Genomic DNA, 23,164 nt, shown 5'->3' on the forward strand with positions numbered 1-23,164 from the left:
TCCGGGTGCGGATGTGCTCACGGTGCGGAGCCGGGTGTCGCGGGCCCTCGACGGAGAACAGCGGAAAGGTTGCCTCCTCTTCCCACTTTGCCGAATCGTGACCGAAGGCGCCCGGCGCGGCCCCTCGTATGCTCGTGCCATGCCCGCACGTCCCGCCGCACCGTCCCGCCCCGTCGGCACGGTCACGCGCGGGACGACGAACCCGAACCGGCTACGCCGGATGGACCGCTGGATCGCCGCCGCGCACGGCCCGGCACTGCGCCGCTCCCTCCTCCACCCCACCGCCGTCGACCTGGGATACGGGGCGGCGCCCTGGACCGCCGTCGAGCTGTTGGAGCGGCTGCGGACGGTCCGTAAGGACGTGCACGTCTACGGCGTCGAGATCGACCCCGAGCGGGTCGCGGCCGCACGCCCGTACGAGCGCGACGGGCTGGCGTTCGTCCGGGGCGGCTTCGAGCTGCCCGTCGGCGGCGTCACCCGCGGCGGGAGCCGCGGCCTGAGCCTGATCCGCGCCGCGAACGTGCTCCGCCAGTACCCGGAGGCGGACGTGGCGCCCGCCTGGGCGCGGCTGTGCGCACGGCTCGCGCCGGACGGCCTGCTGGTCGAAGGCACCTGCGACGAGATCGGCCGCCGCCACGTGTGGGTCGCGCTCGGCCCCGAAGGGCCCCGCACGGTGACCTTCGCAGCCCGCCTCGCCACCCTCGACGCGCCTTCCGACCTGGCCGAACGCCTCCCCAAAGCGCTCATCCACCGCAACGTGCCCGGCGAACCCGTGCACGCGTTCCTGCGCGACTTCGACCGCGCCTGGGCCGCCGCCTCCCCCTACGGCGCACTCGGCGCCCGCCAACGCTGGATACGCGCCGCCCAGGCGCTGAGTGCCGACTGGCCGCTGGCCGACGACCCCCGCCGCCGGCGCCAGGGCGAGCTGACCGTGCACTGGCACGCGCTCGCGCCACGCGGTGCGACCGCGTCGAACTGACCGCCACACGGTGCGGCCGCGTCGAACTGACCGCCACACGGTGCGGCCGCGCCGAGCCGACCGCCACGCTCGCGGAGGGACCGCCGCTCTCGTGCCGCCGCCGGGTGGCGCCGGGCGGGCCGAGGAGGCGCGCGCTACAGGGGGTCAGGGCCGGGGGATGTCAGCAGGCCGGGGGTCCAGTGGTGGCCGAAGGCGAAGCGGGCGGCCTCGACCTCGTGGCGCTGATCGGCGTGCAGCACACCGAGCGCGTAGGCCGTGGCCGGAGCGATGCGCGGAGTCGCCGCGGCCGAGGCGGCTGCCGCCGCGGCGGCAGCCGCCTGCCGGTGCCGCTCCAGCGCCTGTCCTGCGGACCGCGTCCGCGCGTCCGGCTCGCCCCGGGGCTCCAGCACCTCCTGGGCGTACCGGCACAGCCGCAGCAGCACCCGCACCTGGTCCCACGCGGCGTCCTGCCGGGCCTCGGTGGCCAGCGACCGCGCGAGCCCGTCCGCGTTGTACGGCGCGCCCGCACGGGAGAGCGGGAGCACGGCGACGGCGTCGGCCAGCTGCCGCCGCGCCTGCTCGGCCAGCGGTTCGAGAACCGCCGGGGCGGGCAGGCCGATCCGCGCCTCGTCCGCGCGGAACGGGGCCTCCGACGCCAGCAGCGCCACCGCGTCCGCGACAGCGTGGAAGCGGGCCGAGCCCAGCGCCTGGAGCGCCGCCGAGTGGGCGCGCGTCCTGGCCAGGGTCAGCTGCCTGTCCAACAGCGCGCCCGCGCGGGCCGCACCCACCGGCAGCGCGCTCTTCGCCCGCGCCGCCGCCCCGGCCCGGTCCCCCGCCCGCGCGGGAGGCCCGGTAGACCGGTCCCCGGCGTCCGGCCCCTCGGGGTCCTGCACCGGCGAGGAGGGGCCCGCCAGCCGGTGCAGCGCGCCCAGCAGCCGCTCCAGTCGCGCCGCGTACGCGTGCTCGCGGCCCAGCGTGCCCGCCAGCCAGCCCAGTTCGGTGGTCAGGCTGTCGGCCCACGCCGCGTCGAGCAGCGGACGGTAGGTGAGCAGCGTGCCGCCCAGCCGGCGCGCCGCCGCCCGCAGGCCGTCCACAGCCTGCGCCGTACCGTCCCGCTCCGGGCCGGCTGCGCCGTCGTGGCCCGTACCGCCGCCGGAACCCCCCGCTCCGCCCGCTCCCCGGGCGTGCGCGCGCAGTGCGCGCAGGAACTCCGCCGCGCGCCCGTGCAGATAGCCTCCGAGCACGTCGGCGGCGCTGCCCGTCACCGCCGCAGGGACCGGCCCTTCCTCCTCCGCGTCCCGCGTACCGGCCACGGGCTCGACCACCATGTCCCGGCTCCGTCCGACCATCACGACCCCTTCCCCGCCTCGCACGGACGCCCCGGCTCGCACGGACGCCCCGGCTCGCACGTTCGCCGCGTGCTCGCGCCGTGCGAGTGCCGGCCGAGGCCGGCGCTCATGTCGCCACCGTCGGGCCGCGCTTGCGCCGCCGCCCCTCGATCAGCAGCTCCTGCACGTTCGGCAGCGGCTGCCCTTCCCCGTCGGCCGCCTGCGCGTGGCGCGTCCACACCCCGTCGGGCCCCAGGTGCCACGACGCGGTCGTGTCCGCCATGCCCGTGGTCAGCAGCCGGTTCAAGGACGTCCGGTGGGTGGGGTCGGTCACCCGCACCAGCGCCTCGATGCGCCGGTCCAGGTTGCGGTGCATCATGTCCGCGCTGCCCAGCCACACCTCGGGATCGCCGCCCTGCGCGAAGCTGAAGACGCGGGAGTGCTCCAGGAACCGGCCCAGCACACTGCGCACGCGGATGTTGTCGCTGAGGCCCGGCACCCCGGGGCGCAGCGCGCAGATGCCTCGCACCCACACGTCCACCGGCACGCCCGCCATGGAGGCGCGGTAGAGCGCGTCGCACACCGCCTCGTCCACGATGGAGTTGACCTTGATCCGTACATACGCCTCGCGCCCGGCTCTGTGGTGGGTGACCTCCTTCTTGATGCGGGAGACCAGCCCCTCCCGCACCGAGTGCGGGGCGACCAGCAGCCGCCGGTAGGTCTCGCGCCGCGAGTAGCCCGAGAGCCGGTTGAACAGGTCCGACAGGTCGGCGCCCACCTGCTGGTCCGCGGTCAGCAGGCCGAGGTCCTCGTACAGCCGCGCCGTCTTGGGGTGGTAGTTGCCGGTGCCGACGTGCGCGTACCGGCGCAGCACCTCGTCCTCCTGCCGCACCACCAGCGACAGCTTGCAGTGCGTCTTGAGCCCCACCAGGCCGTAGACGACATGGCATCCCGCCTCTTCCAGCTTCCGCGCCCACTTGATGTTGGCCTGCTCGTCGAAGCGGGCCTTGAGCTCCACGAGGACCAGCACCTGCTTGCCCGACTCGGCCGCGTCGATCAGCGCGTCCACGATCGGCGAGTCGCCCGAGGTGCGGTACAGGGTCTGCTTGATGGCCAGTACGCCCGGGTCGGCCGCGGCCTGCTCCAGGAACGCCTGCACGGAGGTGGAGAACGAGTCGTAGGGGTGGTGCAGCAGCACGTCGCGTTCGCGCAGCGCGGCGAAGATGTCGGGGGGCGACGCCGACTCCACCTCCGCCAGGGCCCGGTGCGTTCCCGCCACGAACTTCGGGTACTTGAGCTCGGGCCGGTCCATGGCCGAGGCGATGCCCGAGAGCCCCGTGAGGTCCAGCGGGCCCGGCAGCGGATACACCTCCGCCTCGCCGACCTTCAGCTCCCGCACCAGCAGATCCAGCACGTACGGGTCGATGGACTCCTCGACCTCCAGCCGGACCGGGGGGCCGAAGCGGCGCCGCATCAGCTCCTTCTCCAGCGCCTGGAGGAGGTTCTCCGCGTCGTCCTCCTCCACCTCCAGGTCCTCGTTCCGCGTCACCCGGAACATGTGGTGGCCCAGCACCTCCATGCCGGGGAAGAGTTCCTCCAGGTGGGCGGCGATGACGTCTTCGAGCGGCACGTAACGGTGCGGGGAGGCCTCCAGGAACCGCGGCAGCAGCGGCGGAACCTTCACCCGCGCGAAGTGGTGGTGCCCGCTGACGGGGTTGCGGACGACCACCGCCAGGTTCAGCGACAGACCCGAGATGTAGGGGAAGGGGTGCGCGGGGTCCACCGCCAGCGGCGTGAGCACCGGGTAGATCTGCTGCCGGAACATGCGAAACAGCCGCGCCTGTTCCTTCTCCGTCAACGCGGCCCAGCGGATCAGGTGCAGCCCCTCCTGCGCCAGCGCCGGCGCCACGTCCTGCTGGTAGCACGCGGCGTGCCGTGCCATCAGTTCGCGGGACCGGCTCCAGATCCCCTCCAGCACCTCGCGCGGCTGGAGCCCCGAAGCGCTGCGCGTCGCCACGCCCGTCGCTATCCGCCGCTTGAGCCCCGCGACCCGCACCATGAAGAACTCGTCGAGGTTGCTCGCGAAGATCGCCAGGAAGTTCGCCCGTTCGAGCAGCGGGGTACGCGGGTCCTCCGCCAGTTCGAGCACCCGCTCGTTGAACGCGAGCCAGCTGCGTTCGCGGTCCAGGAACCGGTCGGCGGGCAGGTCTGCGGCGGTGTGCGCCGGGTGGCCGCCGCCGTCCTCGAAACTGTCGACATCCGAGTCGATGTCCGGGTCAAGGCCCAGGTCGGGGCCCGCGCCGGGAACATTGCTGGGGCGGTGCGGTTGCTGGGTCATACCGCCATTGTCGATGCTCTTCACGAGGATGAGGCGGGGCATTTCGCGAGCCTCGCAAGCGAGTTTGAATCGCTGGTTACGCCCACATGGCAACCCGGGGTGACCCTGGTTGCCCCGGAGTTCGCCGCGCCTGCCGGCGCCCCTCCCCGGCCGCGCTGGGGCGGCCGGGACGCGGGGACGGCCGCAGGCGGCTCCTACGTTTCGGTGCGGTACATCAGGTCGGTCTCGTAGGTGCTGAAGCCGAGGGCCTCGTAGACCCTGACGGCGGCCACGTTGTCGGCGTCGACGTACAGCATGGCCGTCGGCAGTCCCCGGTCCCGCGCGAGGTGGCGGAGACCGATGGTGGTGAGGGCCTTGCCGAGGCCGCCGCCCTGTTCGCCGGGGGCGACGCCGAGTACGTACACCTCGCCGAGACCCTCCGCCGCGTGCACCTTGGTCCAGTGGAAGGCGATCAGGCGTCCGCCGCGTTCGGCGAGGAAGAAGCCCGCGGGGTCGAACCACTCCTCCGCCTTGCGGTCGTCGAGGTCGCGCTGGGTGAGTCCGCCCTGCTCGGGGTGGTGGGCGAAAGCGGCGGCGTTGAGCGCCAGCCAGTCCGCGTCGTCCTCGCCGGCCCTGAAGGTCCTGACGGTGACCCCTTCGGGGAGTGTGGGCTCGGGCTGGTCCCAGCCGGCCAGCGGCCGCCGCAGCTGCCGCAGTTCGCGGAAGAGGGTGAGGCCGAGGCTCTGGGCGAGATGGCGGGCGGCGGGGTGCCCGCCGTGCGCCCACAGGCGCAGCCGCCGCCCTGACATCTCCAGCAGGGCCTGGCCGAGCCGCCTGCCGTGGCCGTTCCCGCGCGCTGCCGGGGCGACGACGAGTTCGGCGGCGGGCGCCTCCACGGGGTCGGTGTCCTCGAGTTGCGCGTACCCGGCCAGGGTGCCGTCGCCGGTGCGCAGCAGCAGGTGGCGGACCGCCTCGCGGGGGCCGCCGCGCAGGTGGATGCGGCCCTGTTCGGACACGGCGGCCTGGCCGTCCTGCCGCGCGGCCTCCTCGATCAGCGCCTGGACCTCGGGTACGACGCCTGCGGGTACCTCGTCCACAACTTCCACGTCACTCATGGGACCGACCCTACGGCGAAGGGGCTCTGGGGGGTGCCGTGGGCGCCCCGGGCAGCCGGAGCACCGCCTCGGTGCCGGGCCCGCCGTCCTCGGGCCGCCGCAGCCACACCTGCCCGCCGCTCTGCGCGACCGTGCGGGCGACGATGGACAGGCCAAGGCCCGAGCCCGGCAGGCTGCGCGCCGAGGGGGAGCGCCAGAAGCGGTCGAAGACGTGCGGGAGGTCCTCGGTGGGCACGCCGGGCCCGTGGTCGCGCACCGTCAGTGTTCCGCCGTGCAGCGCGGTGCGCACGGTGCCGCCCTCGGGGCTGAACTTGATCGCGTTGTCCAGCAGGTTGACCACGGACCGCTCCAGTGCGGCGGGCTCGCCGCGCACGTACCAGGGCTCCAGCGCGGTCGTCAGGGTGAGCCGCGGTCCGCGCGGGCGCACCCGGTCGACGGCGCGTTCGACGATCTCGTGCAGTCCGACGATGCCGCTGTGCGCCGGGTCGCCGGGCTCGCCCGGCACGCTCCCGGCGGCCGTACCGGTGCCCGGGCCCGTACCGGTGCCCGGGCCTGCGCCTGCGCCTGCGCCTGCGCCTGCGCCTGCGCCTGCGGCGAACGTTCCGTGCGGGCGGGAGAGCTCTTGCAGGTCGCCGATGAGCGCGCCGAGTTCGGTCATCTGCGCCTGCACAGAGGCCAGCAGTTCCCTGCGGTCGTCCTCGGGCAGTGCGCGCCCGGTCTCCTCACTGCGGACCAGCAGGTCGATGTTGGTGCGCAGCGAGGTGAGCGGGGTGCGCAGCTCGTGCCCCGCGTCGGCGATAAGCTGCTGCTGGAGTTCGCGGGAGCTGGCCAGGGCCTCGGTCATCGCGTTGAAGGAGCGGGAGAGGCGGGCGATCTCGTCGTCGCCCTCGGCGGGGATGCGCACGGCCAGGTCCTCGGTGCGGGCGATGTGTTCGACCGCACCGGTGAGCCGGTCGACGGGGCGCAGTCCGGCGCGGGCGAGGGCGACTCCGGCGCCCGCGGCGCCCAGGACGCCGGCGCCGCCGACCAGGGCGAGGATGAGCGCGAGCTGGCGCAGCGACTCGTCGATCTCGGTCAGGGGCCGGGCCAGCGAGACGGCGAGCCCCGTGCCGGGCACCTGGGTGGTGCGCACCCGGTACTCGGTGCCGTTGGAAGCGCGCGCGGTGTGCAGGGACTGGCTGCGGTCGCGCTCGGCGACACCGACGTCGGCGGTGGTCACATCGAGTTTGCGGCCGACGATCACGCAGCTGCCGCCGGAGGTGTCGACGACCTGCACGGTGGCGCCGAAGGGGTTGGGCGCCGGCTGGTCGGGCGGGGTGCACTGGCCGGAGCGGACGCGGTCGACGACGGCGCTGGGCGCGACGGAGTTGTCGCGCAGCGAGTCGTCGAGGGAGCTGAGCAGCTGGGCCCTCACCAGGAACCAGCAGGTGGTCGCGCAGGCGGCGACGGCGAGCGCGACCGTCGCCGCGGCCAGCATCGCCAGGCGCCCGCGCAGCGGCATGGAGACGGCGCGCGCGCCCTCGCGCCGCAGCCGGAACCAGACCCTCCGCGGGCTCGGCCCCGGGCTCGGACTCGGATGCGGAGGAGGGCCCGGGGTGGGAGCGGTGTGCGGCGGCGTGCCGGGGGCGCCGTGGGTCACGTGTCGTCCCGCAGGACGTAGCCGACACCGCGCACCGTGTGCACCAGCCGGGGCTCGCCGCCCGCCTCGGTCTTGCGCCGCAGGTACATCACGTACACGTCGAGCGAGTTGGAGGACGGCTCGAAGTCGAAGCCCCAGACGGCCTTGAGGATCTGTTCGCGGGTGAGGACCTGGCGCGGGTGGGCCAGGAACATCTCCAGCAGCGTGTACTCGGTGCGGGTCAGCTCGACGGGCCGCCCGCCGCGTGTCACCTCGCGGGTGCGCAGGTCCATGCGCAGGTCGGCGAAGGAGAGCGTCTCCGGCTCCTGCGTGGCGTCGGCGTGCGCCTGCTCGCGCGCGTAGGAGCTGCGGCGCAGCAGCGCGCGGACGCGGGCGAGGAGTTCGTCGAGCTCGAAGGGTTTGACGAGGTAGTCGTCGGCGCCCGCGTCCAGCCCCGAGACGCGGTCGCCGACGGTGTCGCGGGCGGTCAGCATGAGGATCGGCACGCGCTGCCCGGTGGCGCGCAGCCGGCGCGCCGCGGTCAGCCCGTCCATCCGCGGCATCAGGACGTCGAGCACGACGAGGTCGGGGCGGTGCGCGGCCACCTGGTCGAGCGCCTCGGCGCCGTCGGAGGCCAGCACGGTCGTGTACCCCTCGAAGCTCAGGCTGCGGCGCAGCGCGTCCCGGACGGCGGGCTCGTCGTCGACGACGAGGACGGTCGGCTCCTCGGCCGCCGGGGCGGGGCCCGAGGCCGGGGCCGGGGACGCGGCGGGTGGGGTGGAGGGGGTGTCGGAGGGCATGGCCCCCAGCTTGGCACCGTCCCCCCTCCCCGCACCCGCCGGAACGCCAGGACCACCCGGAACGTCGGGCGAGGCCGGGGCGCCGGGACTGGCCGGGCCATCGGGAGCGGCCGGAGCCACGGGAGCCACCGAGGGCGTGCGCGGTGCCCGCCGGGAAACCGGCACCGTCACGCGCCGCCCCCGCTGTCCCCGCCGTTCCGCAGAGTGCCCAGGTCCTGCTTCAGGTCGTTGACGGGGATCGCGAAGCCGAGGCCGACGCTGCCCGCGCCGGACTGCGACGCCTGCCCCTGGCCCTGGCCCTGTCCCGAGCCTGCCGGAAGGATCGCCGAGTTGATGCCGACGACCTGCCCGGACATGGTGAACAGGGGGCCTCCTGAGTTGCCCGGGTTGAGGGAGGCGTCGGTCTGGAGGGCCTTGTAGGTCGTCGTCTCGCCCTGGACGCCGCCGTTGTACTCGCCGCCGTCGAACTCGAACGGCCACTCGCCGTCGAGCCCGCCGCCACCGCCCTGGCCCGGGAGCTGCCCCTGGTCGCCGTCCGTCTTGGGGACCTTCACCTCGCGGTTCTTGGCGGAGACGATGCCGCTGGTCACCGTGTTGGACAGGCCCTGGGGCGAGCCGATGGCGACGACCTGGTCGCCGACGCCGACGTCGTCCGAGTCGCCGAGCGGCGCCGGCTTGAGACCGTCACGCCCGTCCGCCTTGATCAGGGCGAGGTCCTTGTCGGGGTCGGTGCCCACGACGTCGGCCTGTGCCGTCTTGCCGTCGCTGAACGTCACCTTGACGCTGTCGGCCCCCGCCACGACGTGGTTGTTGGTGACGATCTGGCCGTCCTCGGTGATGATCACGCCGGATCCCGTGGACTGGCCCGAACCGGAGTTCGCCTTGATCTCCACCACGCTGTCCTTCACGCTCCGCACCACGTCGGAGACCGTGCCCTGGGCCGCGGCGTTGGTGCCGTCGGCGGCGGGCGCGGAGGCGCTCGGCGCACCGCGGCCGCCGAGCAGTTCCTGCATCCCGAAGGCGGTGCCCCCGCCGATCACGGCCGCCCCCACGGCCACCGCCGTCAGCAGCGCGGCGGGCCGCCGCATCCGCCGAGGCTTCGCGTGCGGGTGCGCGGCGGGCGGTTCGGCGGGCGGCGGGGGCACGGCCCCGAAGGTGGCGGTGTCCGCCCACGGCGCGCCCGCGCCCTGCTGCCCCGAGTCCTGCCGCGCCTGCTGCCCCGAACTCTGCTGCCCCGTACCCGGCTGGGTGTTCCTCGCGAAGTTCTCCATGGCACGAGCGTCGCCCCGCAACATGAAAGCCATCTGAGGAGCCCCTGAAAAACCCCGAAGTTCTCCCCGCCGAGCCCCGAAGGGGCGCGGGGAACGGCGCGCCAAGCCACCAACAACCCGCAGACCGCACGCTTCGAACAGGGGCACCCTCTTACCGGAGCAAGAGCCGCAGGAAGAACTAGCCGCACCCGCAGGAGCGGCGGATCACCAGCCCGGACGGGAACTGCCGCATCCGCCCCTTCCCGCCGGGAACCCCCGCGGCGCGCGTGCCCGGAATCCGCACCGAGTCGTCCAGCACCAGATCCACCGCGGCGCTCGCCATCGCCTTGCGGTCCGAGCCGACCGTGGTCAGCGGCGGATCCGTCAGGGCCGCCTCCTTCACGTCGTCGAACCCGGTGACCGCCAGCTGTCCCGGCACGTCGATGTCCAGCTCGCGTGCGGCCCGCAGCACGCCGATGGCCTGGTCGTCCGTGGCGCAGAACAGCGCGGTGGGACGGTCGGGGCGCCTGAGCAGGTCGAGCGCGAGGCGGTAGGTGTCGTACCGGTTGTAGGGCGCCTGGTAGAGGCGGCCCTCGACGGACTTGCCCGCCTCCCGCATGGCCCGCTCCCAGCCGACGATGTGGTCGGTGACCGGGTCGCCGTGCTTGGGCGTCTCCTCCACCCCGCCGAGGCAGGCCACGTGTTCGTGGCCGTGTTCGAGCAGGTGGCGGGTGGCCAGTTGGGCGCCGCCCACGTCGTCGAGGACGACGGCCACGTCGTCGATGGCCTCGGGCCGCCGGTGCATCAACACGACGCGCGCGTCCCACGCGTCGATCTCCGCCGCGGCGTGCTCGCTGGGGCCGGCGCTGATGAGGATGAGGCCGGAGACCCGCATGCCGAGGAAGGCGCGCAGATAGTGGACCTCGCGCTCGTCGAGGTAGTCGGAGTTGCCGACCAGGACCATCTTCCCGCGCTCGGCAGCGGCACGTTCGACGGCGTGCGACATCTCCGCGAAGAAGGGCTGGCGGGCGTCCGGGACGACCAGCCCTATCAGGTCCGTACGGCGGGACGCCATCGCCTGCGCCACGCGGTCGGGCCGGTACCCCAGCTCCTTGATCGCGGCGAGCACCCGCTCCCGCGTGGCCGGGGCGACCGGCCGGGGACCGTTGTTGATCACATAGCTGACGACGGCCGTCGAGGTTCCCGCCACTCTCGCCACGTCGTCACGCGTCACCTTGGCCACGCCGCAGAGTCTACGCGGGTCCACCTGTCCGGCCACCGTCCTTTTCCCGCCGCCTGTCCCCGCCCCGCGGGGCGGGGACAGGCGGCGGGAAAACGGCCCGGTGGAAGGGTCCGGGGTAAGGAGCCCGGTGGAGGGAGGCCTGGAGAAAAGGGCCTCTGGGAAGGGCTCTCAGCGGAAAGGGCTCAGGGCTGCTCGCCGCGGCGGGCCGAGGAGGCGGCCTCACGCGTCACGCGCTCCGCCTCGTCCGCCACGGAGCCGGCCGGCTTCTCCGCCTGCCCGCCCTTGCCCGCCTTGTCGGGCTTGTCCGGGGAGACGAAGCGGTAGCCGACGTTGCGGACGGTCCCGATGAGGGCCTCGTGCTCGGGCCCCAGCTTGGCGCGGAGCCGCCGCACGTGCACGTCGACGGTGCGGGTACCGCCGAAGTAGTCGTAGCCCCACACCTCCTGCAACAGCTGGGCACGGGTGAAGACGCGTCCCGGATGCTGCGCGAGGAACTTCAGCAGCTCGAACTCCTTGAACGTGAGGTCCAGGACCCGCCCCTTGAGCTTGGCGCTGTAGGTGGCCTCGTCCACCGACAGGTCGCCGTTGCGGATCTCCATCGGGCTGTCGTCCGCGGTGGCCTGCTGCCGGCCCGTGGCCAGCCGCAGCCTGGCCTCCACCTCGGCGGGCCCCGCCGATTCCAGCAGGACGTCGTCGACGCCCCACTCGGCCGTGACGGCGGCGAGCCCGCCCTCCGTCACAATCAGCAGCAGCGGGCAGCCGGGGCCTGTCGAGCGCAGCAGCTGGCACAGGGACCGCACCTGCGGCAGGTCGCGGCGCCCGTCGACGAGGATCGCGTCGGCGGACGGCGCGTCCACCAGCGCGGGCCCCTCGGCGGGCGCGACCCGCACGTTGTGCAGGAGCAGCCCCAGCGCGGGCAGCACCTCACAGGACGGTTGGAGCGCGTTGGTGAGGAGAAGAAGGGAGCTCATGCGCGCCCGCCCTCCTCCGGCGAGCCGGCCCTGCGGGGGGAGGGGTGCGGGGGAGAGAAGAGGTGGGGTGGGTCCCAGCGCGGATGGTGTGCTTTCGAACGGCCTCGGTCCCGGTCTCGGTTCTGCACGGTTCGCTTGCCCATGACGTCGAGTTCCCTCCTGGCGCCCGGTACACCGGACGCCACCCGGGCTGCTGTGCCCGGGGGAATGTGTCGGCACTGCTTCGTACGGCACTGCCCGAGGGCTGGACCGCGGCCTGACCACGGCCCCGGCCCCCAGAAAGCACAAAAGGACCCGGGGGCGACGCTGCCCGAGTCCTGCTTGCCCAGCACAATACCCGCATGAAGGACGGAGCGGCATGTGACATCTCTCGCCCTCCCCGGCAACACCTCACGGAGAGTAGCCCCATGGGACCGATGTGCACGGAGTTGCGCGCGGCGGACGGCGTCCGGATCGAAGCCGCGTACACCCCGTACGCCGCCCCCCGCCCCGGCGAGGACTCCGGGACAGCGGCGCGCCCGGCGGACGGCGAGGCGGGGCCCGGCGCGCTCGTGCTCGCGCACGGCTTCACCGGCGCCCTCGACAAGCCCGCGCTGCGCCGCGCGGCCACGGCCTTCTCCCGGCACGCCGCGGTGGTCACCTTCTCCTTCCGCGGCCACGGACGCTCCGGCGGACACTCGACGGTCGGCGACCGCGAGGTACTGGACCTGGCCGCCGCCGTCGCCTGGGCACGCTCCCTCGGGCACCGCCGGGTGGCCACGATCGGCTTCTCGATGGGCGGCTCGGTCGTCCTGCGCCACGGCGCCCTCTACCGGCCCGGCGCCCCCGACGGCTACACACCGTCAACCCCTGATCCCGTGAAGCACAGGGGGCGCACGGTCGCGCGCGAGAGCGACGGCAGCGGGCGGGGCGACGGCGGAGAGGCGGAGCCCGCCGACGCGCACGCCGACGCGGTGGTCGCCGTGAGCGCCCCCGCCCGCTGGTACTACCGGGGCACAGCCCCCATGCGGCGGCTCCACTGGGCGATCCAGCACCCGCTCGGCCGCCTCGTCGCCCGCTACGGGCTCCGCACCCGCGTCCACCACCGCGACTGGAACCCCGTGCCGCTCTCGCCCGTGGCCGCCGCCGAGCTGATCGCGCCCGTCCCCCTGCTCCTCGTCCACGGCGACCAGGACCCCTACTTCCCCCTCGACCACCCGCTCTCCCTCGCCGAGGCCGCGGACCCGGAGGCGTGTGAGCTGTGGATCGAGGCGGGGTTCGGACACGCCGAGAACTCCGCGGAGCCCGCGCTGCTGCACCGTATCGGCGCCTGGACGGCCACCCGGATACACGCGGCCGCCGCCAGGCCCCATCATGGGAGCCGCGAGAGCGCGGCAGGCACACGGCGCACCCAGGGCACCGGGAGACCCCCGGAGCCCGGCGCCACCGGCGGCGCGGACCGCACCGAGGGTACGGACGGCTGAGAGGGACCCACCATGGCCAGCGGCACGATCCGCTACTGGGCGGCGGCGAAGGCCGCGGCAGGCACGGCTGAGGAGCCGTACGAGGCCGGCACGCTCGCCGACGCGCTGCGGCGCGCCCGCGAGCTCCACGCGGAGCGGCCCGATTTCGCGCGCGTACTGCTGCGCTGCTCCTTCCTGGTCGACGGCGGCGCCGTGGGCGCCCGCGCCCACGAGACGGTCGGCCTGAGTGAGGGCGGCACGGTCGAGGTGCTCCCCCCGTTCGCGGGAGGCGCCCGATGAGCGAGGACCGGACCCCGTACGGCGAGCCGCCCGACGCACCGGCGCCCCACCCCGAGGCCGCCCAGCCGCTGCCACCGCAACAGCAGTACGCGTACCCGGAGCAGCCGCAGCCCCAACAGCCGCAGCAGCCGTGGCAGGGCGCCTGGCACCAGCAGCCCGGACAGCAGCAGCCTGAGCAGGGGCGGCACGCTCAGCAGTACGACCCGTACCCGCAGGACGACCCGTACCCGCAGTACGGCCCGTCCCGGCAGTACGACCCGTCATACGGCCCTCAGCAGCACCAGCAGCGGTACGAGCAGCACGAGCAGCACTGGCAACAGGGCCGGGCCGAACAGCCGTGGCAGTCGGAGCAGCCGTGGCAGCAGCCGATGCCGCCGCAGGACACGTATCCGGCGTACGGCGGTGATCCGCGCGCCCACGGCGCCTGGGGCTCCCCTTACGGGACCCCGCAGGCCTGGGCGCAGCAGTCGTTCGAGCCGACGTACGAGGTGACCCGGATCACCGAGCCCGAGCCGCTCCCCGACGAGACGCCACCGCCCGCGCAGCCGCTGCCCCGCGGCGCGGACGCCACCTTCCAGCTGCCCCGCATCGTCGACGGGCCGGACTCCCGGCCTCCCGCGCCCGACGGCTCGCCTCCGCAGGCACCGGGCCAGGCCGTGGCGCGCCGCCAGGCCGGGCCCGCGGCCGCCTCGGCCGGCGCCCCCGGCCCCCTCCCGGACGCGAATCCGCCCGCGCCTGGGGCCCAGGACCCGACGGGGCAGGGCGCGCACCAGCCGCTTCCCGATCCGTACGCGGGCCGACAGTCCGCCCCCGCTCTCTCCGCCACCGGCGCCGCGGGACCTCTTCCACCGGAGCACCACGACCCGTCACAGCCGATGCCCCCACCGCAGCCCGCCGCAGCGCAGCCCCAGCCGTACGCGCAGCCCCAGCCACAGCCGCACGCCCAACAGCAGCCCTACGCCCAGCCGCAACCGCAGCCGTTCGGCCGGCCGCCGCACGGGCAGCCGGGGTGGCCTCCCCCGCAGGCGGAGCAGGACCGCACCGGGCAGGCGCGGTCCGCCGAGGCCGCCGCAGGCGCCGCGGACCCGGCGCGGGGCCCGCGCGGGGCGCGGCCGCGTACCGGGTCGCCGATCATCGCGCCGGGCTTCCGTCCCGCGGCGGTCACCACGGTGCTGGCGGCGCTGCTGGCGGCCGCGGCACCGCTGGGGCACGGTGCGCTGGCCGGCGCCGTGGTGCTGCTCCAGGCGGTGACGGCCGCGGGCTGGTACCGGCTCAACGGAATGTGGCCCGCCCGGCAGGGCATCGCGCTCGCGTTCGTGGCGGGGCTGACCGCCGACGTCGGGCTGCTGGTCACCGACGGTCTGGGACGCCACCCGGACGGCGGCTCGGGGAACGCGCCCGCGGTGCTGCTCGCGGCCGCCGGGGTGTGGTGTCTGCTCTCCCTCGTGCTGCAGTTGCGCAACAACTCCAGCCCGGACGAACGTCTGTACGCGGTCACCATGGGGTTCGCCGCGACAGGGCTGACGGTGCTGGCCGCCGGGTTGATCCCCACAGAGCCGGAGGCGGTCACGGTGGGCGCCGCCGCCGTCGCGGGAGCCGCGCTGCTGCGCGCCGTACCGCTGCCGTGGCCCGCCTCCGTCCTCCTCGCGTCGGCCGCCGCCGCAGGTGTGGCGGCGGCACTTTCCACACTGTCCCAGCTGGACGGCGTGGAACCGGTCACAGCCGCGCTGCTCGGCCTGGGCGCGGGCGTGTGCGCGCTGGTGGGGCTGCGGGTGGCCAGTTACGACTGGCCGTCCCGCTTCGTCCACATGACAGCGGGCGTGGCGCTGCCCCTCACGCTGGCCACCCCCGCCCTGTACCTGCTGGGCCGCACGCTGCTGTGAGCCGGGCCCCGCAGCGCCGGTCACACCCCGGAACCTCCCGTTCACCACTCCGCGGACAGCGGGGGCGGCGGGTTACGCTCGCGCGTAGCCAGCCGACTCATGGGGGATACGGAACGCAATGCGCGCACTACGCATAGGGCTTGTGATCCTGGTGGTACTCGCCGGGCTCTTCGTGGCCGCCGACCGGATCGCGGTCAACCTCGCCGAGGACGAGGTGGCCAAGAAACTCAAGGGCGAGCTGGGCTCCGCCTCCTCCGGCGACCCCGAGGTCTCCATCGAGGGGTTCCCCTTCCTCACCCAGGTCGCCGCCAAGGAACTGGACAAGGTGACGGCCCAGGTGAAGGGCGTCACCGCGAAGGCGGGCGGGCGCGAGGTGCGGCTGAGCGAGGTCTCCATGGAGGCCACCGACGTCGCGTTGTCCGACAACTTCAGCTCGGCCGTCGCCGACCACGCCACCGGCACCGTCCACCTCTCCTACAAGGACCTGTCCAACGCGGCGGACGAGGGTGTACGCGTCAGCTACGGCGGCAAGAGCAAGTCCGGCAAGGACCAGGTCAAGGTCAGCGCGAGTGTGACCGTTCCGCTGATCGGCAAGACCATCGAGCGCAGCGTCTACAGCACCGTCAGTGTGACCGGCGGCAAGACGGTGCGGTTGCACGCGGACGAGGTGCCGGGCTCCAAGATCCCCGGTATCGAGAAGACGATCCGCGAGAAGATCGACTTCGACCGGACGATAGACAAGCTCCCCGAGGGGCTGAAGCTCGAGAAGGTCGACGCCGACAAGGACGGGGTGAACCTCTCCATGGAGGGCACCGGCGTACACCTGGCCGGCTGACCGGCCGGCCACCCGCGCAGGCACGGTCCCGCACGGGAGCGCACGGCACCGCACGGCACCGCAGGTCCCGGAATGCGAGACACGCGGGTCCGCACAGTAGATGTTTCCGGCCACCGCACGGCCTCCGCACGGCCGCGCGGCGCCCTGCGGAACACCCGGCGTCCCGTATCGCGGACACAACCGTCTCAGAGTACGGATCAGCGGTGACACGGGCCCTCCGTCGTCCTTACGATCGAGCCATGAAGCGACAGGCGGACCTCACGAAGCGCCGGGCAGTGGACCTGTGCCGCATCGCCGCCATGCTCTGTCGCGGCTCCCGCTGACCCGCCGGCCGTCCGCTCCCCGCCGACGCCGCGCACCGCAGCGCACCAGGCGCCCCCCGCGCACGCCCGCCTCCCCCGGCAGCAGAGCTCCCCTCGGCACCTCCCGCCTCCCCGCGGACGCCGTACCCGGCACCCTGCTCCGGCACCGGCACCGGCACCGCTCCCTCCCCCCGGCAGCCCACGGCCCCCGCCGCTCCCGCCGCGGACGGGAAAGGAACCGCGCGCCCCGCGCCCACGTACGCCCCACTCGCCCTCCGCCGCACCCCACCCACCCAAGAGGAGAGACAGCATGAGCCGCAGCGACGTACTGGTCGACGCCGAGTGGGTCGAGGCCCACATCGACGACCCGAAGGTGGTCCTCGTCGAGGTGGACGAGGACACCTCGGCCTACGACAAGAACCACATCAAGAACGCCGTCCGCATCGACTGGAAGCAGGACCTCCAGGACCCGGTCCGCCGCGACTTCGTCGACCAGGAGGGCTTCGAGAAGCTCCTGTCCGCCAAGGGCATCGCGAACGACGACACCGTCGTCCTCTACGGCGGCAACAACAACTGGTTCGCCGCCTACGCCTACTGGTACTTCAAGCTCTACGGCCACGGGGACGTCAAGCTCCTGGACGGCGGCCGCAAGAAGTGGGAGCTGGACTCCCGCGACCTGGTCGACGGCTCCGACGTACCCGAGCGCCCGGCCACCGACTACCAGGCCAAGCCGCAGGACACCTCCATCCGCGCCTTCCGCGACGAGGTCGTCGACGCCATCGGCACCAAGAACCTGGTCGACGTGCGCTCCCCCGACGAGTTCAGCGGCAAGCTGCTGGCCCCCGCCCACCTGCCGCAGGAGCAGTCGCAGCGCGCAGGACACGTGCCCAGCGCGCGCAACATCCCCTGGTCGAAGTCGGCCAACGACGACGGCACCTTCAAGTCCGACGACGAGCTCACCGAGCTCTACCAGGGCGAGGGCGTCGACCTGGGCACGGACACCATCGCCTACTGCCGCATCGGCGAGCGCTCCGCCCACACCTGGTTCGTGCTGCACGAGCTGCTGGGCCAGGAGAACGTCAAGAACTACGACGGCTCCTGGACCGAGTACGGCTCCCTCGTCGGCGTGCCCGTCGAGCTGGGCTCGAACTGACCCCCGCCCTTCCGCGAACCACTCCAGGGAGAACCCACCATGTGCGGAGCACAGGCAGGCGGCCCGGACGCCGCCAGCGCCAAGCCCGGCGAGACGACGATCCAGGGCAGCGTCACCCGTGACGGCGAACCCGTGACCGGGTACGTGCGGCTGCTCGACTCCACCGGGGAGTTCACCGCGGAGGTACCGACCTCCGCCACCGGCCAGTTTCGCTTCTACGCCGCCGAGGGCACGTGGACCGTCCGCGCCCTGGTACCCGGCGGCACGGCCGACCGCACCGTCATCGCCCAGACGGGCAACCTGTCCGAGGTCACCATCGCGGTGTGACCTCCCCCGGTGGGCGCCCTCCGCTGCTGGGCGCCCACCGGCGGTGGGCCGCCCGTAGGCTGGCGGCCATGGCAACCCGCAGCACGCTCGTCATCAAGGTCACCGCGGGGGCTGACGCCCCCGAGAGGTGTTCGCAGGCGTTCACCGTCGCCTCCGTGGCCGCGGCCAGCGGCACCCGGGTCAGCCTGTGGCTGACCGGCGAGTCCGCCTGGTTCGCCCTGCCGGGCCGCGCCGCCGAGTTCGACCTGCCGCACGCGGCTCCGCTGCCCGACCTCATGGACGCCGTCCTGGCGAGCGGGGGAGCAATCACCCTGTGCACCCAGTGCGCGGCCCGCAGGGGGATCGAGGAGAAGGACGTCGCCGAGGGCGTCCGCATCGCCGGCGCGCAGGTCTTCGTCAGCGAGATCATGCCGGAGGGCGTGCAGGCCCTCGTCTACTGAGCCCCATCCCCCCGTGAGGCCGCAGCGGCCCCCTCGGGAGGCCGCCCCGCGCGGCGGCGACTAGACTCGGCAAAGTCCCAGAACACCGCCCAAGGAGAGCCGCCCCGTGCTTGAGGCATTCTTCACCGCCCTGATGGTCCTCGTCTGCATCGGCACCGTGGCCTTCGCCGGGCTGACCTTCAAGAAGCTGTACCAGGGTCAGCGCTGAGCGCGGCCCCCAGCTGACCCGGACCTTCGAGACGACTTGAGCGCATCATGATCGAGATTCCGTCCGACCTGCACCCGGACCTCGTCCCCCTCGCCTTCCTGCTCGGCAACTGGACCGGGGCGGGAGTGGCCGCCCTCGACGAGGGACAGAGCGAGGGCCAGAGCGAGAAGAAGTGCAACTTCGGGCAGGAGGTCACCTTCACCCACGACGGGCGTGACTTCCTGGAGTACTTCTCGCACACCTGGGAGCTGGACGGGGAGGGCAAGAAGGTCCGCCCGCTGGAGACCGAGACGGGGTACTGGCGGATCGGCAGGGACCGCAGGGTCGAGGTCGTGATGATCCGCGACCAGGGCATCGCGGAGGTCTGGTACGGGGAGCTGGCCGACAAGAAGCCGCAGATCGACCTGGCGACGGACGCGGTGGCGCGTACCGAGGCGGCGGGCGAGTACAGCGGCGGGAAGCGGCTGTACGGCTACGTGAACGGCGACCTGATGTGGGTGGGCGAGAAGGCCACGCCGCAGACGCCGCTGCACCCCTACATGTCGGCGCAGCTGAAGAAGGTCGTCGACCCCAAGGAGTGGGCGAAGGACGTCGTGGACCTGCCGGACGACGGTATCGCCTTCTTCCGCTGAGTACAGCCGACCGCGGCCTGGTGCCGCGTCACAGTGCGGCACCAGGCGTCTCAGCGGTGTCACGATTGTGAAAGCTGTGCAAGAGCCGTTTTCCGGTCAGCAGCCGGAAAGCGGCTCTTCGGCTTCTCCGGGTTCTTTTCCCGCCGGCATTCGAGCAGGTCACAGGCGCTCGTCGCACGCTACCGGACGGTCGGTTCACCGTCCGCGAGCGGAGCTAATGCGTACCCCTGAGTGATAAGAATGGCGTTAATCCATTCACCGGCACGGGCCCCGGCGGCCCTCAGCGCGTGTGTTCCCGCACGCTTCCGCCGCCGCGCCCGGCCGCCCAACGGGGAAAAGGCTCTTTCTGTGAATCGTTCCCGCATCACTTCCGCCGCCGCCACCGTCGCCCTCCTCGGCGGCCTGGCCGCCACCCAGGTGGCCACCGCGGCAGGCGCGTTCGCCTACGACAGCGGCGCCGAGCTGAATGTCGGCCTCACGTCGGGCATCCTCTACGACAAGAACTCCGGCAAGGTCCTCGGCGACGGCATCGGCGGCAACTTCGGCAACCACGGGCCCGAGGCCACCACGGCCACCGTCACGGTGACCGCCGTCAAGAACGTCACCTTCACCGCCAAGCCGAAGGTCGACAAGGGCGCCGTGAAGTCCTGGAGCGCCAAGAAGGTCGTCATCGTGGCCGAGCTGGCCGCCGACGGCGACGCCCTGGAGAACATGGACCTCCCGGCCAGCCTCTCCGGCAAGAAGCAGACGCTGCGCGCCGAGATCAAGGGCGACAAGAGCGACCCCGACACCAGCAACAACAGCGTCACCCAGACCTACAGCGTCGACGCGACCAAGCCCAAGCCGACCGAGAAGCCCACCGAGAAGCCGACGCAGAAGCCGACGGACGAGCCGAGCGAGAAGCCGTCCGAGAAGCCCACCCACAAGCCCACCGAGAAGCCGTCGCAAAAGCCCGGCGACGACTCCTCCGACGACGCCAACACCCCGGCGCCCGCCGGTGGTACGGACAAGGGCAGCGGCTCGGGCGGCGGCGACCTGGCCGAGACCGGTGGCGGCTCCAACACCCCGCTGCTCGTCGGCGGCGCGGGCGCCCTCGTCGTGATCGGCGGCGCGGCCGTGTTCCTGGCCAAGCGGAAGAAGACCGCCGCCCAGAACTGATCCCGCGGCTCGATCTCTTCCGGTAGGGCGGGTCCGGGTGCCACGGGGGCACCCGGACCCGCACCGCTTCTACACTGGACCTCGTGGCTACCACCGACTGGCAAAGCGATCTTCGGGCGCGCGGATACCGGCTCACCCCGCAGCGCCAGCTCGTGCTGGAGGCCGTGGACAAACTGGAGCACTCCACTCCGGACGACATCCTCGCCGAGGTCCGCCGCACGGCGGGCAGCGTCAACATCTCGACGGTCTACCGCACCCTGGAGCTCCTGGAGGAGCTGGGCCTGGTCTCCCACGCCCACCTCGGCCACGGCGCCCCCACCTACCACCTGGCCGACCGCCACCACCACATGCACCTGGTGTGCCGGGACTGCACGGACGTGATCGAGGCCGATCTGTCCGAGGCCGAGCCCTTCACCGCCCGGTTGCGCGAGCGCTTCGGCTTCGACACCGACATGAAGCACTTCGCGATCTTCGGGCGGTGCGCCACGTGCCGGGCGAAGGCCGAGGAGAGCGAGGAAGGACCGTCGTAGGCTGGGCGTATGTCCTCCAGCAGTCCGAGCACCCCGAGCAGCGGCCCAGCCCCTGCCGCCACCCCCAGCCCCCTGCTCACGCTGCCGGGCGCCGTCGCCGCCGAGGCACCCGACGAGGGTGTCGCCGCCCACTACGGCGACCTGTTCAAGGAGCAGCGCGCACTCGCCGACGGCACCGGCTTCGTGGACCTCTCGCACCGCGGTGTGGTCACCGTCTCCGGTGACGACCGCCTCACCTGGCTGCACCTGCTGCTCACCCAGCACGTCGAGCGGCTCCCGGCCCGGCAGGCCACCGAGGCGCTGATCCTCTCCGCCAACGGGCACATCGAACAGGAACTCCAGCTCGTCGACGACGGGGCGACGGTGTGGATGCACACCGAACCGGGCAAACAGGGCGAACTGCTGGCCTATCTGGAGAGCATGCGCTTCTTCTACCGGGTGGAGATCGCCGACCGGACGAGCGAGATCGCCGTCGTCCACCTGCCCGCGGGATCCATCGCCGAGGTGCCCGCGAGCGTCCACGCCGTACGCGAGACCGCCCACGGGCGCGACCTGTTCCTGCCGCGCGCCGAGCTGACCGCGTTCGCCGCCTCCCACACGCCCGCGGTGGGCGTGCTGGCCCACGAGGCCCTGCGGGTCGAGGAGCGGCGGCCCCGCCTCGGCATGGAGACCGATCACCGGACCATCCCCCACGAAGTGGGCTGGATCGGCTCCGCCGTGCATCTGGAGAAGGGCTGCTACCGCGGCCAGGAAACCGTCGCCCGCGTCCACAACCTGGGGAAACCGCCGCGCCGCCTGGTCTTCCTCCACCTGGACGGCAGCGAGGTGCGGCTGCCGGCGCACGGCGACGCGGTGCGGCTGGCCGCCACCGGACTGGAGGGACGGCAGATCGGCTTCGTCACCACCTCGGCCCGCCACCACGAGCTGGGGCCGATCGCGCTGGCCCTGGTCAAGCGGAACATCGCCCCCGACGCGGAACTCATCGTGGGCCCCGACGCCACGGCGGCCGCCCAGGAAACCGTCGTCGCCCCGTAGACACCGCCGTCGCGCCCTGGATCCGGTCCGCCTGCTCTTCCCCGCCCCCCGAGGGCGGGGAAAGAGCAGGCGTCAGACCTCCAGCAACACCGTGAAGGGGCCGTCGTTCGTCAGGGACACCTTCATGTCGGCCCCGAACTCGCCGGTGGCGACCTCGGCACCCAACTCCCGCAGCCTGGCGACCACTTCCTCGACCAGCGGCTCGGCGGCCTCGCCCGGCGCCGCGCCGTTCCACGTCGGCCTGCGGCCCTTACGCGCGTCACCGTAGAGAGTGAACTGACTGATCACCAGCAGCGGCGCTCCGACATCCGAACACGACTTCTCCCCGTGCAGAATCCGTACGGACCACACCTTGCGCGCGAGCTGCGCCGCCTTCTCCTTCGTGTCCTCGTGCGTGACCCCGACCAGCACGCACAGGCCCTCGCCGACTATCCGACCAACTGTCCGGCCCTCCACGGTGACGCTCGCGCCGTCCACTCTCTGCACCACTGCTCGCATGCCGCCCATCATGCCGCCCCGCCCCCCGAGGCGGGACGCGGCCGCCATGCGGGCGGGTGACCGGTGCGAACGGGGGGCACTCAGTGGCACGATGCGCACACGCGGTGCGTTCAGCACGTGCCGCGCGAGCTACCGCGGACGGGGATGAGGGGACACAAGCCCATGAGCACAACCGGTGCGGGCCGGGCTCACACACCACGACAGCCCGGAGGCGGAGCCTCGGGACGGCTGCCGGAGGAGAACCGGCCTGACCTGCTCACGCTGAGCCTGCCCGAGCTGCGCGCCCTCAGGCGCGAGGCCCAGCAGGACGAGGCGGATCTGAGCTACGTCCGCAGACTGCTCCAGGGGCGGATCGACATCCTCCGCGCCGAGCTGGCCCGGCGCAGCTCCGCGGGGTCACCACTGCTGGACCTGCTGCCGCAGATCCTCACCGACAACCCGGCGGGCCACCGCTCCGCGCGCCATGTGACTCTCGCCGCACCGCGCGGTGAGAAGTACCGGGCACTGGCCGAGACGATGCTGGCCGAGGTGGAGCTGAGCGACCTGGCGGCCCGCACGGACACCGAGCTGCACGAGGCCATGGCACGGCTGGTCGGGTACGAGAGCCAAGTCTCGGGGCGCCGCCAGGGATTGCAGCGCACCGCCGACGGGTGCAGCACCGAGATCGCCCGCCGCTACCGGGAGGGGGAGGCGCAGGTGGACGACCTGCTGCCGTGACCGGCCGACGGCCGCCCGGCCCGCTGCGCGGGCCGGGGGCGCGCGTTTCGCGGGTCGTCCGGTGCGGTTACGGTGAGGGGTCACGAATGCCGCAACCCCGTACG

22 protein-coding genes are annotated in these 23,164 nt (G+C 73.3%); 13 read left to right on the top strand and 9 right to left on the bottom strand.

What is annotated here, in order from left to right; all coding sequences use genetic code 11:
- Positions 1-139 precede the first annotated feature (139 nt).
- Entirely contained in the window at positions 140-979 is an 840-nt protein-coding gene (locus DTL70_RS33300) for a class I SAM-dependent methyltransferase (protein WP_147266818.1), read from the top strand.
- A gap of 134 nt (positions 980-1,113) precedes the next feature.
- Here the strand turns inward: DTL70_RS33300 and DTL70_RS25450 are convergent, their stop codons facing one another.
- From DTL70_RS25450 to DTL70_RS25485, 8 genes are all read right to left on the bottom strand, one after another.
- The gene (locus DTL70_RS25450) at positions 1,114-2,286 is read right to left on the bottom strand and encodes a CHAD domain-containing protein (protein WP_245979726.1); all 1,173 of its coding nucleotides are present in this window, start codon (positions 2,284-2,286) and stop codon (positions 1,114-1,116) included.
- Between the two features lie 127 nt (positions 2,287-2,413).
- Positions 2,414-4,624 carry an RNA degradosome polyphosphate kinase gene (locus DTL70_RS25455; RefSeq protein WP_245979727.1) on the bottom strand — a complete coding sequence of 737 codons (2,211 nt, stop codon included), beginning with the start codon at positions 4,622-4,624 and terminating at the stop codon, positions 2,414-2,416.
- 194 nt (positions 4,625-4,818) lie between these two features.
- Positions 4,819-5,718 carry a mycothiol synthase gene (gene mshD / locus DTL70_RS25460; RefSeq protein ID WP_114024346.1) on the bottom strand — a complete coding sequence of 300 codons (900 nt, stop codon included), beginning with the start codon at positions 5,716-5,718 and terminating at the stop codon, positions 4,819-4,821.
- A 10-nt stretch (positions 5,719-5,728) separates the two neighbouring features.
- Positions 5,729-7,219: a HAMP domain-containing sensor histidine kinase gene (locus tag DTL70_RS25465; RefSeq protein WP_245979735.1), complete on the bottom strand. Its 1,491-nt coding sequence runs from the start codon at positions 7,217-7,219 to the stop codon at positions 5,729-5,731.
- A gap of 134 nt (positions 7,220-7,353) precedes the next feature.
- Positions 7,354-8,136: a response regulator transcription factor gene (locus DTL70_RS25470; RefSeq protein ID WP_245979729.1), complete on the bottom strand. Its 783-nt coding sequence runs from the start codon at positions 8,134-8,136 to the stop codon at positions 7,354-7,356.
- Between the two features lie 167 nt (positions 8,137-8,303).
- Positions 8,304-9,407, bottom strand: a complete 1,104-nt coding sequence (locus DTL70_RS25475) for a S1C family serine protease (protein ID WP_114024396.1) — start codon at positions 9,405-9,407, stop codon at positions 8,304-8,306.
- Positions 9,408-9,585: 178 nt separating this feature from the next.
- A complete protein-coding gene (locus tag DTL70_RS25480) occupies positions 9,586-10,629 on the bottom strand; it encodes a LacI family DNA-binding transcriptional regulator (protein ID WP_114024347.1) in 1,044 nt (347 codons plus the stop codon).
- A 182-nt stretch (positions 10,630-10,811) separates the two neighbouring features.
- Positions 10,812-11,600 carry a response regulator transcription factor gene (locus tag DTL70_RS25485; RefSeq protein ID WP_114024348.1) on the bottom strand — a complete coding sequence of 263 codons (789 nt, stop codon included), beginning with the start codon at positions 11,598-11,600 and terminating at the stop codon, positions 10,812-10,814.
- Positions 11,601-12,016: 416 nt separating this feature from the next.
- Between DTL70_RS25485 and DTL70_RS25490 the strand changes: the two genes are divergently transcribed.
- From DTL70_RS25490 to ygfZ, 11 genes are all read left to right on the top strand, one after another.
- Positions 12,017-13,063 carry an alpha/beta hydrolase family protein gene (locus DTL70_RS25490; protein ID WP_245979737.1) on the top strand — a complete coding sequence of 349 codons (1,047 nt, stop codon included), beginning with the start codon at positions 12,017-12,019 and terminating at the stop codon, positions 13,061-13,063.
- Between the two features lie 12 nt (positions 13,064-13,075).
- Positions 13,076-13,342: a MoaD/ThiS family protein gene (locus tag DTL70_RS25495; protein ID WP_114024350.1), complete on the top strand. Its 267-nt coding sequence runs from the start codon at positions 13,076-13,078 to the stop codon at positions 13,340-13,342.
- Entirely contained in the window at positions 13,339-15,225 is a 1,887-nt protein-coding gene (locus DTL70_RS25500; protein WP_245979730.1) for a hypothetical protein, read from the top strand. Before DTL70_RS25495 ends, DTL70_RS25500 begins: the two co-directional genes overlap by 4 nt.
- A gap of 118 nt (positions 15,226-15,343) precedes the next feature.
- Positions 15,344-16,060: an LmeA family phospholipid-binding protein gene (locus DTL70_RS25505; RefSeq protein ID WP_114024351.1), complete on the top strand. Its 717-nt coding sequence runs from the start codon at positions 15,344-15,346 to the stop codon at positions 16,058-16,060.
- Positions 16,061-16,672: 612 nt separating this feature from the next.
- A complete protein-coding gene (locus tag DTL70_RS25520) occupies positions 16,673-17,515 on the top strand; it encodes a sulfurtransferase (RefSeq protein ID WP_114024352.1) in 843 nt (280 codons plus the stop codon).
- Between the two features lie 39 nt (positions 17,516-17,554).
- Positions 17,555-17,842 (top strand): DUF1416 domain-containing protein, encoded by a 288-nt coding sequence (locus DTL70_RS25525; protein ID WP_114024353.1) that lies wholly within the window; start codon positions 17,555-17,557, stop codon positions 17,840-17,842.
- A gap of 68 nt (positions 17,843-17,910) precedes the next feature.
- Positions 17,911-18,282, top strand: coding sequence for a DsrE family protein (locus DTL70_RS25530; RefSeq protein ID WP_114024354.1), 372 nt, complete (start codon positions 17,911-17,913; stop codon positions 18,280-18,282).
- A gap of 255 nt (positions 18,283-18,537) precedes the next feature.
- The gene (locus tag DTL70_RS25540; RefSeq protein WP_114024355.1) at positions 18,538-19,122 is read left to right on the top strand and encodes a heme-binding beta-barrel domain-containing protein; all 585 of its coding nucleotides are present in this window, start codon (positions 18,538-18,540) and stop codon (positions 19,120-19,122) included.
- A gap of 348 nt (positions 19,123-19,470) precedes the next feature.
- On the top strand, positions 19,471-20,280 hold the full coding sequence (locus DTL70_RS25545; RefSeq protein ID WP_114024356.1) for a PT domain-containing protein: 810 nt from the start codon (positions 19,471-19,473) through the stop codon (positions 20,278-20,280).
- An 83-nt stretch (positions 20,281-20,363) separates the two neighbouring features.
- Positions 20,364-20,810, top strand: a complete 447-nt coding sequence (locus DTL70_RS25550; RefSeq protein ID WP_114024357.1) for a Fur family transcriptional regulator — start codon at positions 20,364-20,366, stop codon at positions 20,808-20,810.
- A 9-nt stretch (positions 20,811-20,819) separates the two neighbouring features.
- Positions 20,820-21,845: a CAF17-like 4Fe-4S cluster assembly/insertion protein YgfZ gene (ygfZ, locus tag DTL70_RS25555; RefSeq protein ID WP_114024358.1), complete on the top strand. Its 1,026-nt coding sequence runs from the start codon at positions 20,820-20,822 to the stop codon at positions 21,843-21,845.
- Positions 21,846-21,917: 72 nt separating this feature from the next.
- Here ygfZ and dtd read toward each other — a convergent pair whose 3' ends face one another.
- A complete protein-coding gene (gene dtd, locus DTL70_RS25560; protein WP_114024398.1) occupies positions 21,918-22,343 on the bottom strand; it encodes a D-aminoacyl-tRNA deacylase in 426 nt (141 codons plus the stop codon).
- 162 nt (positions 22,344-22,505) lie between these two features.
- Between dtd and DTL70_RS25565 the strand changes: the two genes are divergently transcribed.
- Entirely contained in the window at positions 22,506-23,060 is a 555-nt protein-coding gene (locus tag DTL70_RS25565) for an RsiG family protein (protein ID WP_114024359.1), read from the top strand.
- The last annotated feature ends 104 nt before the right edge of the window (positions 23,061-23,164 follow it).

The sequence above is a fragment of the Streptomyces diacarni genome (assembly GCF_003323715.1).
In the GTDB taxonomy this organism is placed as follows: Bacteria; Actinomycetota; Actinomycetes; order Streptomycetales; family Streptomycetaceae; genus Streptomyces; species Streptomyces diacarni.

Excerpts from the sequence above, each read along its gene's own strand:
- DTL70_RS25490 (WP_245979737.1), top strand. The coding sequence starts at position 12,017 with ATGTGCACGGAGTTGCGCGCGGCGGACGGCGTCCGGATCGAAGCCGCG.
- DTL70_RS25565 (WP_114024359.1), top strand. The coding sequence starts at position 22,506 with ATGAGCACAACCGGTGCGGGCCGGGCTCACACACCACGACAGCCCGGA.
- DTL70_RS25475 (WP_114024396.1), bottom strand. The coding sequence starts at position 9,407 with ATGGAGAACTTCGCGAGGAACACCCAGCCGGGTACGGGGCAGCAGAGT.
- DTL70_RS25485 (WP_114024348.1), bottom strand. The coding sequence starts at position 11,600 with ATGAGCTCCCTTCTTCTCCTCACCAACGCGCTCCAACCGTCCTGTGAG.
- DTL70_RS33300 (WP_147266818.1), top strand. The coding sequence starts at position 140 with ATGCCCGCACGTCCCGCCGCACCGTCCCGCCCCGTCGGCACGGTCACG.
- DTL70_RS25500 (WP_245979730.1), top strand. The coding sequence starts at position 13,339 with ATGAGCGAGGACCGGACCCCGTACGGCGAGCCGCCCGACGCACCGGCG.
- DTL70_RS25495 (WP_114024350.1), top strand. The coding sequence starts at position 13,076 with ATGGCCAGCGGCACGATCCGCTACTGGGCGGCGGCGAAGGCCGCGGCA.
- DTL70_RS25470 (WP_245979729.1), bottom strand. The coding sequence starts at position 8,136 with ATGCCCTCCGACACCCCCTCCACCCCACCCGCCGCGTCCCCGGCCCCG.
- DTL70_RS25525 (WP_114024353.1), top strand. The coding sequence starts at position 17,555 with ATGTGCGGAGCACAGGCAGGCGGCCCGGACGCCGCCAGCGCCAAGCCC.
- DTL70_RS25505 (WP_114024351.1), top strand. The coding sequence starts at position 15,344 with ATGCGCGCACTACGCATAGGGCTTGTGATCCTGGTGGTACTCGCCGGG.
- mshD (WP_114024346.1), bottom strand. The coding sequence starts at position 5,718 with ATGAGTGACGTGGAAGTTGTGGACGAGGTACCCGCAGGCGTCGTACCC.
- DTL70_RS25465 (WP_245979735.1), bottom strand. The coding sequence starts at position 7,219 with ATGCCGCTGCGCGGGCGCCTGGCGATGCTGGCCGCGGCGACGGTCGCG.
- DTL70_RS25530 (WP_114024354.1), top strand. The coding sequence starts at position 17,911 with ATGGCAACCCGCAGCACGCTCGTCATCAAGGTCACCGCGGGGGCTGAC.
- DTL70_RS25450 (WP_245979726.1), bottom strand. The coding sequence starts at position 2,286 with ATGGTGGTCGAGCCCGTGGCCGGTACGCGGGACGCGGAGGAGGAAGGG.
- DTL70_RS25455 (WP_245979727.1), bottom strand. The coding sequence starts at position 4,624 with ATGACCCAGCAACCGCACCGCCCCAGCAATGTTCCCGGCGCGGGCCCC.
- ygfZ (WP_114024358.1), top strand. The coding sequence starts at position 20,820 with ATGTCCTCCAGCAGTCCGAGCACCCCGAGCAGCGGCCCAGCCCCTGCC.
- dtd (WP_114024398.1), bottom strand. The coding sequence starts at position 22,343 with ATGCGAGCAGTGGTGCAGAGAGTGGACGGCGCGAGCGTCACCGTGGAG.
- DTL70_RS25540 (WP_114024355.1), top strand. The coding sequence starts at position 18,538 with ATGATCGAGATTCCGTCCGACCTGCACCCGGACCTCGTCCCCCTCGCC.
- DTL70_RS25520 (WP_114024352.1), top strand. The coding sequence starts at position 16,673 with ATGAGCCGCAGCGACGTACTGGTCGACGCCGAGTGGGTCGAGGCCCAC.